Origin of the sequence: Nonomuraea aridisoli (genome assembly GCF_003236395.1) — a bacterium.
Classification (GTDB): domain Bacteria; phylum Actinomycetota; class Actinomycetes; order Streptosporangiales; family Streptosporangiaceae; genus Nonomuraea; species Nonomuraea aridisoli.
The window spans coordinates 1-8,774 of sequence record NZ_POUD01000343.1 but is presented as its reverse complement, the minus strand read 5'-3'; the positions used below and the strand labels follow the sequence as shown (position 1 = coordinate 8,774).

Genomic DNA, 8,774 nt, shown 5'->3' with positions numbered 1-8,774 from the left:
GGCGTCCGTCAGGACGAGCCGGGGGCGGGTGTCTTCCAGCATCAGTGCCAGTCGGGCCGCCGGATATCCGGGGTCGAGAGGAACGTAACCGGCTCCGGCGCGTAACACCGCGAGCAGTGCCGTCACGGCCGCCCGCCCGCGCGGCAGGCACAAGCCGACCAGGTCACCGGAGCGGACCCCGGAGGCGGTCAGTACGTCCGCCAGCCGGTCCACCTCCGCCACCAGCTCCGCGTACGAGGTCTGCCCCGTCGCGTCGATCAGAGCGGGCGCGCCGGGCGTCCGGCGGGCCTGCTCGGCGACGGCGGCGAGCACGTCGAAGGGGGGAACCTCCGGCGAGGCAGGGGACGCTCCCGCCGCGCCGGCGATGCGCATGTCGCTCATGCCTCACCAGTCCGTTCGGGCCGGCGAAGGGCCGCCCAGAGGGTGCGGTAGAAGTCCCCGTACGTACGCTCCACGTGGACGGCGTGGCGCCGGGTCTCCTCGTGCCGGGCGGGCAGCCGGTTGATCGGCACGCTCATCGCGGCGTGGTGCTCGATGTGCAGGTTGTTCCCGTTGGTGAACCAGGTGCTCAGCCGGCTCCCCCTGATCGACCGCGTGTTCCGCAGCACGTCGGTGCTGTCGGTGTCGCAGAGGACGTGCTCGGGCAGTTCCACGAGGAAGTGCAGCGGCACGGCGAGCAGCAGGGGCAGCACCCACAGCCGCAGCGGGTACTCGCCGTACCCGGCCACGGCGACGCCGAGCGCGACCAGGACGGCCCCGCCCAGGATGAGATGGTCCACGACGATGCGGCGGCGCATGGCCGGGCTGACCGCGCCGAACCCGTACGCCCAGCGGCCCGTGGCGGCGAGCACGACCTCCCACAGGACCGAGGCGAGCCGTGGGTAGTCCAGCAGCCCGCGCACCAGGTGTGCCACGGTGAGCGGCGCCCGGGTGTCGAAGCCGAAGAACTCGGTGTCCTGCGGCGTGCCGAGATAACGGTGATGCTGCAGGTGACGCAGGCGGTAGTGGCTGTAGACCACCATCAGGGGCAGGCCCAGCGGCACGCCGGCCAGCCGGTGCGGCCAGGGCCTGCGGAACGCCGAGTGGTGCAGGCACTGGTGTTGCAACTCGACGGCGTGGGTGTACATGGCGGCGAGGATCACCACGCCCACGGCGGCCAGAGGAGTCTCAGGCCGCAGCGCGAGCACCACGCCCACGGCGGTCAGCACGGCCAGCGCGGCCAGCTTGGCGACGAAGACCCGCTGGTCGTCCCGGGTCACCTTGGTGCGGGCGAAGAGCAGCGCGGGGCCGCCTCCGGTCAGGGCAGTCATCGTTTCCCCCGAATCAGCAGCGGTCAGCGTCCGCTGAGCAGCACGACGTGGGTCCCGGTCAGCGAGCCGGCCGAGCGGGCGTGCGCGAGCAGCCCGGCCAGGGCCGCCGCCCCGGCCGCGGTGGGGGCCGCGCCGTACGGGGCGAGCGCGGCCCTGGCCTCGATCAGCTGCTCGTCGTTGACCCCGAACACCTCGCCGCCGGTGTCGGCGATGGCCGCCATGGCCTCGGCGCCCTGCAGGGCGTGCCAGTTGACCAGCGGCTGGTTGTGGTCCGACGCCGTGACGGCGTCCGGCGGCAACATCCGGTACTCGCCGGGCCAGCTCGTCACCACCGGGTTGTTGCCGGCGGAGCACACACCGTTGATCACGCTCGACCAGCCGAGGGCCCGCATCCGGCGGTGGACGGCGATCGTCGTGGTGCCGTTGCCCACCGGAAGCCACAGCGCCGCGGGCGGCTCGCCGAGAGCCTCCCGCAGCGCGGGGACGACCACGCCGTGGCCCTCGAACACCGCGTCCGCGTACGGGCCGTCCACGTTGCCGTCGGCCGCGCCCTCGTCCGCGGCCACCCGGCGGGACTCGTCCACGGCGTCCTCGTAGCTGCCGGGCACCAGGTGGACGTGGGCACCGGCGCCGCGCATCCAGGCGCCGCCGTCGCTCCAGCCCGCGGGCAGGACGACCGTGCAGGCCAGGCCGGCGGTGCGGCACGCCATCGCCATCGCGCGGCCGTAGTTGCCGCACGTGGCGACCACCACGTGCCGGTACCCGTGGGTGGCGGCGCGGGCCACCACGGCCCGGGCGGCGGGCTCCTTGTGGCTGCCGGAGGCGTACCGGGTCTCGTCCTTGATCAGGACGCGGGCTCCGGGGACGAGGCCCGCGGCGTCGATCAGGGGTGTGCCGTACGCGTCGATGGGCGCGCCGGACGTCAGGGTTTCCGTGGACATGCGTCTCCTCGGACAGGGGGTGGTGCGGAAAGATCGCGCGGGCGGAAGACGGTCAACCGGCAGCGAACGTTACAAAGCACCCCAACCAGGCCGGGTTAACGGCAGCCGAAACCTACATGTTGATCAAGCAGTAATTGCTTGATCTTGGAATGAACCGCCAGGCCACGGCTCACAGGACGACCGGCGCCCGAGATGTCCGGCTGATCCCGTGTTACAGTCGGCGCGTTGACGCGGGGTGCCCGGGCTGCCGGGCTGAGATCACACCCGTCGAACCTGCTCTAGTTCGCACTAGCGAAGGGACGTCATGTTCTGCGACGACATGTGGCAGCGCACGGCCGAGTTGATGAAAGCCGTCCACGACCACCCGTTCAACGTCGCGCTCGGCGACGGCACGCTCGACCCCGGCCGGTTCGCGTTCTACATCGTGCAGGACGGCCGCTACCTGGAGGCGTTCTCCAAGACCCTCGCCACGGCGTCGGCGCGCGCCACCGATCCGGGCGAGGCCGCGTTCTACGCGCAGAGCGCGCACACCGCGCTGGCCGCCGAGCGCATGTTGCACGCCGGGTACATCGCCGACCTGGGCGCCGACGCCGCGGGCATCGCCACGTCGCCGACCTGCCTGGCGTACGCGTCGTTCCTGCAGGCGACCGCCCTCACCGCGCCGTACCCGGTGATCGCGGCGGCGGTGCTGCCGTGCTTCTGGATCTACCAGGACGTCGGCACGGCGCTGCTCGGCCGGGCCGGCGACCTGGACGGCCACCCGTACGGGAAGTGGATCTCCACCTACTCCGACCCCGCCTTCGCGGCCTCCGTGGAGCAGGCCAAGGCCATCGCCGACCGGCTCGCCGCCGCCGCCGGGCCGGACGTCCGCGCGGCCATGGAGCGGGCGTACTGCCGGGCGGCGGCGTACGAGTGGATGTTCTGGGACAGCGCCTGGAGGCGCGAGACCTGGCCGACCGAGCGGTGGCTCGCGCCCTGACGCTCAGCTCCCCGCCGTGGCTCTGGCCATCGCCTCCCGTTCCTCGCGGGTGGGGATGAGGCCGGACGGCGCGAGGATCTTCGACTCCTGGAACGGCTCCTCCGTGCTCGGCAGCGGCTCCGGCGACCTGATCGCCTTCACCCACACCCGGACGGCGTCCACGATCACGATGATGATCAGGATGGCGAACAGGGCCGCCAGGATGCCGTCGACGGTGGAGTTGATGACGATCTGCCGCATCGCGCCCTCCGTGCGGGCGGGCGCGAGCAACTGCCCCTGGTCGAGCGCGGCCTGGTAGCGGTCGCGCTGGGCGAAGAAGCCGAGCGTCGGGTCGGAGGAGAAGACCTTCTGCCAGCTCGCCGTCAGCGTGACGGCGACGTCCCAGGCCAGGGGCACCGCCGTGACCCAGGCCCACTTCAGCCGCCCGCTCTTGATCAGCAGGGTGGTGGCCACGGTGAGCGCCACGGCGGCGAGCAGTTGGTTGGCGATGCCGAACAGCGGGAACAGCTGGTTGATGCCGCCGAGCGGGTCATTGACGCCCTGGTAGAGGAAGTAACCCCAGGCCGCGACGACGACGGCGCTGGAGATGTAGACGCTCGGCCACCAGCTCACCCGGCCCATCGGCTTCCACAGGTTGCCGATGGTGTCCTGGAGCATGAAGCGCCCGACACGGGTGCCGGCGTCGACGGTGGTGAGGATGAACAGCGCCTCGAACATGATCGCGAAGTGGTACCAGAACGCCTGCAGCGCCTGGCCCCCGAGGAACCCGGAGAAGATCTGGGAGATGCCCACCGCCAGCGTCGGCGCGCCGCCCGTCCGGGCGATCAGCGTCTCCTCCTGCACGGCCGTCGCCGCCGCCTGCAACTGCTCGGGCGTGATGACGAAGCCCATGTTCGTGACGGCCTCGGCGGCGCTCTGCACGGTGGTGCCGACGACGCCCGCCGGGGAGTTCATCGCGAAGTAGAGGCCAGGGGTGAGCACGCAGGCCGCCGTGATGGCCATGATGGCCACGAACGACTCCATGAGCATGCTGCCGTACCCGATCAGGCGGACCTGGCTCTCCTTCTGGATCATCTTGGGCGTCGTGCCGGACGAGATCAGCGAGTGGAACCCGGACAGCGCGCCGCAGGCGATCGTGATGAACACGAACGGGAACAACGACCCGGCGAAGACCGGCCCGTCACCGGTGAAGGCGAAGTCGGTGAAGGCGGGGGTCTGCATCACCGGCATGGTGACGGCGATGCCGATCGCGATCAGCACGATCGTGCCGATCTTCATGAACGTCGACAGGTAGTCGCGCGGCGCGAGCAACATCCACACGGGCAGCACGGCGGCGACGAACCCGTACGCGATGAGCCACAGCGCGATGGCCGACGGGCTCAGCGTGAAGAACGGCGCCCAGCTCGACTCCTGCACCCAGCCGCCGGCCACGATCGACAGCAGCAGCAGCGCGACGCCGATCACGCTGGCCTCGACGACCTTGCCGGGCCGGATCATCCGCAGGTAGAAGCCCATGAACAGGGCGATCGGGATGGTCATCGCGATCGAGAAGACGCCCCACGGCGACTGCGCCAGCGCGTTCACCACGACCAGCGCCAGCACGGCCAGCAGGATGATCATGATGGCGAAGACCGCGATGAGCGCCGCCGCGCCGCCGACCGGCCCGATCTCCTCGCGCGCCATCTGCCCGAGGCTGCGCCCGTTGCGGCGCATCGAGAAGAACAGCACCACCATGTCCTGGACGGCACCGGCGAAGATCACCCCCGCGATGATCCAGATGGTGCCGGGCAGATAGCCCATCTGCGCGGCCAGCACGGGCCCGACCAGCGGCCCGGCGCCGGCGATGGCGGCGAAGTGGTGGCCGAACAGGATGCGGCGGTCGGTCGGCTGGTAGTCGACGCCGTTGTCGAGCCGCTCGGCCGGGGTGGCTCTGCGGTCGTCGGCGCGCAGCACCTTCTTGACGATGAAGCGGGCGTAGAACCGGTAGGCGATGGCGTACGAACCGAGCGCGGCGCACAGGAGCCACACCGCGTTGACGTTCTCTCCTCTGGACAGGGCGAGCACCGCCCAGCCCACGGCGCCGACGATGGCGACCGCCGTCCAGATGAGGATGGAACGCAGCTTCAACGGTTACCTCCCAGGTGAGGCGGGGCCATACAGGGGGCGGCCCAGGCAGCAGCGCAGTCCGGCGTCCGGCGGCAGATCGGAGGTGAAGCGCCGCCAGCGCCACAGCGGACGGCAGTCGATCGTGACGGGGAGCTCGGCGAGATGCACCCAGGCGAACGGATGGGCGTACACCAGATCGGCCGGCCCGAGGCGGCGCGCGTGCCGGGGCAGCCGGGACCGGCGCAGCGGCCGCAACGAGAACTCTCCCGCGTCCGCGCAGCAGAGGCCGGTCACGTGCCAGTCGAAGAACACCACTTCGTCGTCGCGCAGAGCCTCGCGGGCGGCCGGTGTGAGCGAGATACGGGACATCTGTGGCTCCTGAAAACAGGCAGCTCAGAATTCACGTCGGCTTTACCCGCTGTGGTGGACACTGAAACACTTCTGCGGCGATAACGAGGAATGGCCGTCACAACCCTCGCGTATTTTGCGGCGCTATATATCGAAAAATGCCCTTTTTTCGATATATAGCAGCTTTTAGCGACCCGAGGGCGGAGGGATGCCCGCCCGTTGGGAGCAGGTCAGCCGGTCGGAGTCGCCGAACGTCATCGGCACCGGAATCTCGACGTCGGCGCAGTCGAGCAGGCGCAGCCCCGTCCGGGAGAGAGCAACTCCCGTACGGTCAGCGGCCGCCATCCGGACGGCGACGGGAAGCGCGGCTCCAGCCCGATCATGTGCTCGGCCGGCGGCGCGAGCGCGGCGGTGGACACGCCGGCACCGCACCCGACGTCCAGGACTCGCCGGGCCGTACGCCCCAGGTGAACCGACTCGAGGATCCGCCGATGCACCGGCGGACGGTCGAAGGCATAACCCGCCGCCAGCCGCTCGCTGTCATAGACGCTGGTCAAGGCCCACCGTGTCAGGGTCAGGGCCGGAGGGGTCGCCGTGCCAGCTGGACAGGAAGCGCAGGCCCTCGTCGCTGGGTGAGCCGGGCTCGGCCAGGTACGTGACCAGCACCTGGTCAGGGTCGTCGCCCACCTTCAGGCTCTGGTAGTCGAGGACCAGCTCGCCGACCAGCGGATGGTCCACGCGGACCACGCCGTTCGAGCGTTCCCTGACGTCGTGCTCCGCCCACAGGCGGCGGAAGTCGGCGCTGCGCATCCACAGCTCGCCGATCAGCGTGGCGAGCTCCTTGTCCCCGGGATGGCGGCCGGCGTCGAGCCGCATGAACGCCACCGTCTCGCGCGCCTTGTCCTCCCAGTCGATCGCGCCGAGGACCTCGTCGGAGACGTTGGCGGCGCGCCCCTGCTCCAGACGCACGTAGTACGGCACGCTCACCCCGGCGAGCAGGGCCACCTCCTCGCGGCGGGGCCCCGTGACCTTGGACATCCCGGACAGCGCAGGCGTGACCCTGCCAGTACCACCCTCGGCGGAGTCCTCCCTGCCGCCTTACGGCGTGCAGCAGCATCTCTCCCGAACCCACTTCAACCTGGAGAAATGCGATGACTTCTCAGTCCCCTCTTGCCGGTCGGCGCGCGGTCGTGACCGGGGCCTCCTCCGGGATCGGCGCGGCCACCGCCCGGCTGCTCGCGGCGCGGGGCGCGCGGGTGGCCCTGGTGGCCCGCCGTCAGGACCGGCTCGACGCGCTGCACGCTTCGCCGTGCCGATCCCCCTCGATCTCGCCGCGGACGCCGTCGAAGCCGGCGCTCAGCAGGCGGCCGTGGAACTGGGCGGCGTGGACCTGCGGCCGGGGATGGTCCTGACCGACCTGCTGTCCGGCTCGGAGATGGGGGTCGCCTGGACCGAGGAGATGAAGCGGCGCATCGACCCGCTCACCGCCGACGACGTGGCGGAGGTCATCGCGTTCGCCGTCGGCCGGCCGCGCCACGTCAGCCTCCCGGAGATCCTCCTGATGCCGGCCAAGCAGCTGTGACGCCTCTCAGGCGCTCACCAGGCCGTACTCCCAGGCCCAGGCGGCGATCTCCACCCGGTTGCGCAGGCCGAGCTTGGCCTGGACGGCCGCCACGTGGCCCTTGACGGTGCTCAGCGAGATGCCGAGCTCCGCGCCGATCTCCTGGTTCGTCCTGCCTTTCGCCACGGCCCGCGCGACCTCGGTCTCGCGTTCGGACAGCGGCCGGGCCGGAGCGCGGCCCTTCGGCTTGGCCTCGGCGGTGAGGTGGCGGAGCAGGCGGAGGGTGACCTGCGGCGAGATGAGGGCGTCTCCGGCGTGCGCGGCCCTGACCGCCTCCACGAGAAGGTCGGGGCCGGCGTCCTTCAGCATGAAACCGACCGCGCCGCCGCGCAGCGCGCCGTAGACGTACGCGTCGAGGTCGAACGTGGTGACCACGACGACCCGCAGCGGATCACGCAGTTCCGGCCCCGCCAGGGCGGCGGTGACCTGGATGCCGTCGAGCTCGGGCATCTGCACGTCCACCAGGCAGACGTCCGGGCGCAACCTGCGGGCGAGAGCGACCGCCTCCGCGCCGTCGCCCGCCTCCGCGACCACCCGGATGCCGGGCTGATCCTCCAGGATGACGCGCAGACAGTCCCTGATGATCGGCTCGTCATCCGCCAGCAACACCGTGATGCTCATCGGGCGGGTCCCGTGGGGAGGGTGGCCTTGACGGACCAGCCGCCCTCAGGGGTTGGGCCGGTCGTCAGCGTGCCGCCCAGGGACTCGACGCGTTCGCGCATGCCGATCAGGCCGTAGCCGCCGCCGCGGCGCGGGCGGTCCTGGGCGGGCTCGTTCGTGATCTCCACGATCAGCGTGCCGTCGGCGTCACGGACGGTGACGGTGACGGAGGCGGCGTCCGGGGCGTGGCGGGCGACGTTCGTCAGGGACTCCTGGACGATCCGGTGAACGGTGCCGGTCACCACGGGCGGCCACCCCGGCTCCTCAGCGGGCAACGACAACCGCACCGGAGGCCCGACATACCGGTCAACCAGACCACGCACCCCCGCCAGCCTCAACCCACCAGCGGACAGCGCGCCGCCATCGGGACCGCCGTGAACCTCAGCGGCATCGAACCCGGAAGACGCGGCACCGCCGGCGTCGAATCCGGCGGCGGTGGGTTCGCGGAGGAGGCCGACCACGTGGCGGGTCGCGGCGAGGGCGTCCGCTCCGGCGGTCTCGATGGCGTCGAGGGAGTCGGCCGCCCGCTCCGGGTGGCGGCGGGCGACCACACGAGCGGCCTGCGCCTGGAGCACCACACTCGTGACGTGGTGGGCGACGACGTCGTGCAGTTCCCTGGCCAGCTCCAGGCGTTCGTGACGGCGTACGCGCTCGGCGGCGGCACGGCGGCGGGCGGCCAGCAGCCTCGGCCCCAGACCGGCGGCGACGCCGGCGAGCCAGCCCGCGCAGTTCATCAGCAGCACGGCGTCATGAGGGGACCCGGACAACACGCTGCCGCAGGCGACCGCCAGCCCTCCCGCCGCCACACC

The 8,774-nt window shown here is 71.4% G+C and carries 11 protein-coding genes, 1 pseudogene and 1 riboswitch; of the genes and pseudogenes, 3 read left to right on the top strand and 9 right to left on the bottom strand.

The features are described 5' to 3' along the window. From C1J01_RS43135 to C1J01_RS43125, 3 genes are all read right to left on the bottom strand, one after another. Positions 1–381, bottom strand: a 381-nt coding sequence (locus tag C1J01_RS43135) for an AMP-binding protein (RefSeq protein WP_146615938.1), incomplete at its 3' end; no start/stop codon positions are given. Further along, complete coding sequence (locus C1J01_RS43130; RefSeq protein WP_111184819.1) at positions 378–1,310, bottom strand: fatty acid desaturase family protein; 933 nt, start codon at positions 1,308–1,310, stop codon at positions 378–380. The genes C1J01_RS43135 and C1J01_RS43130, both read right to left, overlap by 4 nt. Positions 1,311–1,333: 23 nt before the next feature. After that, positions 1,334–2,251: a pyridoxal-phosphate dependent enzyme gene (locus C1J01_RS43125; protein ID WP_111184818.1), complete on the bottom strand. Its 918-nt coding sequence runs from the start codon at positions 2,249–2,251 to the stop codon at positions 1,334–1,336. Positions 2,252–2,472: 221 nt separating this feature from the next. Further along, positions 2,473–2,568, top strand: a riboswitch (TPP riboswitch). Between C1J01_RS43125 and C1J01_RS43120 the strand changes: the two genes are divergently transcribed. After that, on the top strand, positions 2,556–3,230 hold the full coding sequence (locus C1J01_RS43120) for a TenA family protein (protein WP_111184817.1): 675 nt from the start codon (positions 2,556–2,558) through the stop codon (positions 3,228–3,230). It overlaps the preceding riboswitch by 13 nt. 3 nt (positions 3,231–3,233) lie before the next feature. Here the strand turns inward: C1J01_RS43120 and C1J01_RS43115 are convergent, their stop codons facing one another. From C1J01_RS43115 to C1J01_RS43105, 4 genes are all read right to left on the bottom strand, one after another. Then, positions 3,234–5,357, bottom strand: coding sequence for a carbon starvation CstA family protein (locus tag C1J01_RS43115; RefSeq protein WP_111184816.1), 2,124 nt, complete (start codon positions 5,355–5,357; stop codon positions 3,234–3,236). A 3-nt stretch (positions 5,358–5,360) separates the two neighbouring features. Next, a complete protein-coding gene (locus C1J01_RS43110; protein ID WP_111184815.1) occupies positions 5,361–5,705 on the bottom strand; it encodes a hypothetical protein in 345 nt (114 codons plus the stop codon). A 233-nt stretch (positions 5,706–5,938) separates the two neighbouring features. After that, the gene (locus C1J01_RS49375; RefSeq protein WP_146615937.1) at positions 5,939–6,241 is read right to left on the bottom strand and encodes a class I SAM-dependent methyltransferase; all 303 of its coding nucleotides are present in this window, start codon (positions 6,239–6,241) and stop codon (positions 5,939–5,941) included. Next, positions 6,225–6,722: a helix-turn-helix transcriptional regulator gene (locus tag C1J01_RS43105; RefSeq protein WP_111184814.1), complete on the bottom strand. Its 498-nt coding sequence runs from the start codon at positions 6,720–6,722 to the stop codon at positions 6,225–6,227. Before C1J01_RS43105 ends, C1J01_RS49375 begins: the two co-directional genes overlap by 17 nt. Before the next feature lie 113 nt (positions 6,723–6,835). On the opposite strand from C1J01_RS43105, the pseudogene C1J01_RS52825 reads away from it, so the two are divergent. Continuing rightward, positions 6,836–6,982 (top strand): annotated as a pseudogene (locus tag C1J01_RS52825) (SDR family NAD(P)-dependent oxidoreductase); the annotation flags it as partial. A gap of 11 nt (positions 6,983–6,993) precedes the next feature. After that, positions 6,994–7,266: an SDR family oxidoreductase gene (locus tag C1J01_RS50600; RefSeq protein WP_181449283.1), complete on the top strand. Its 273-nt coding sequence runs from the start codon at positions 6,994–6,996 to the stop codon at positions 7,264–7,266. A 6-nt stretch (positions 7,267–7,272) separates the two neighbouring features. Here C1J01_RS50600 and C1J01_RS43090 read toward each other — a convergent pair whose 3' ends face one another. Beyond that, positions 7,273–7,926, bottom strand: a complete 654-nt coding sequence (locus C1J01_RS43090; protein ID WP_111184812.1) for a response regulator — start codon at positions 7,924–7,926, stop codon at positions 7,273–7,275. Then, positions 7,923–8,774: sensor histidine kinase (locus tag C1J01_RS43085; RefSeq protein ID WP_220040402.1), on the bottom strand; the 852-nt coding region annotated here is incomplete at its 5' end. The genes C1J01_RS43085 and C1J01_RS43090, both read right to left, overlap by 4 nt.

Bases quoted from the DNA above. Each gene is read 5' to 3' on its own strand.
- C1J01_RS43130 (WP_111184819.1), bottom strand. From the start codon at position 1,310: ATGACTGCCCTGACCGGAGGCGGCCCCGCGCTGCTCTTCGCCCGCACC.
- C1J01_RS43125 (WP_111184818.1), bottom strand. From the start codon at position 2,251: ATGTCCACGGAAACCCTGACGTCCGGCGCGCCCATCGACGCGTACGGC.
- C1J01_RS43120 (WP_111184817.1), top strand. From the start codon at position 2,556: ATGTTCTGCGACGACATGTGGCAGCGCACGGCCGAGTTGATGAAAGCC.
- C1J01_RS43110 (WP_111184815.1), bottom strand. From the start codon at position 5,705: ATGTCCCGTATCTCGCTCACACCGGCCGCCCGCGAGGCTCTGCGCGAC.
- C1J01_RS43105 (WP_111184814.1), bottom strand. From the start codon at position 6,722: ATGTCCAAGGTCACGGGGCCCCGCCGCGAGGAGGTGGCCCTGCTCGCC.
- C1J01_RS43090 (WP_111184812.1), bottom strand. From the start codon at position 7,926: ATGAGCATCACGGTGTTGCTGGCGGATGACGAGCCGATCATCAGGGAC.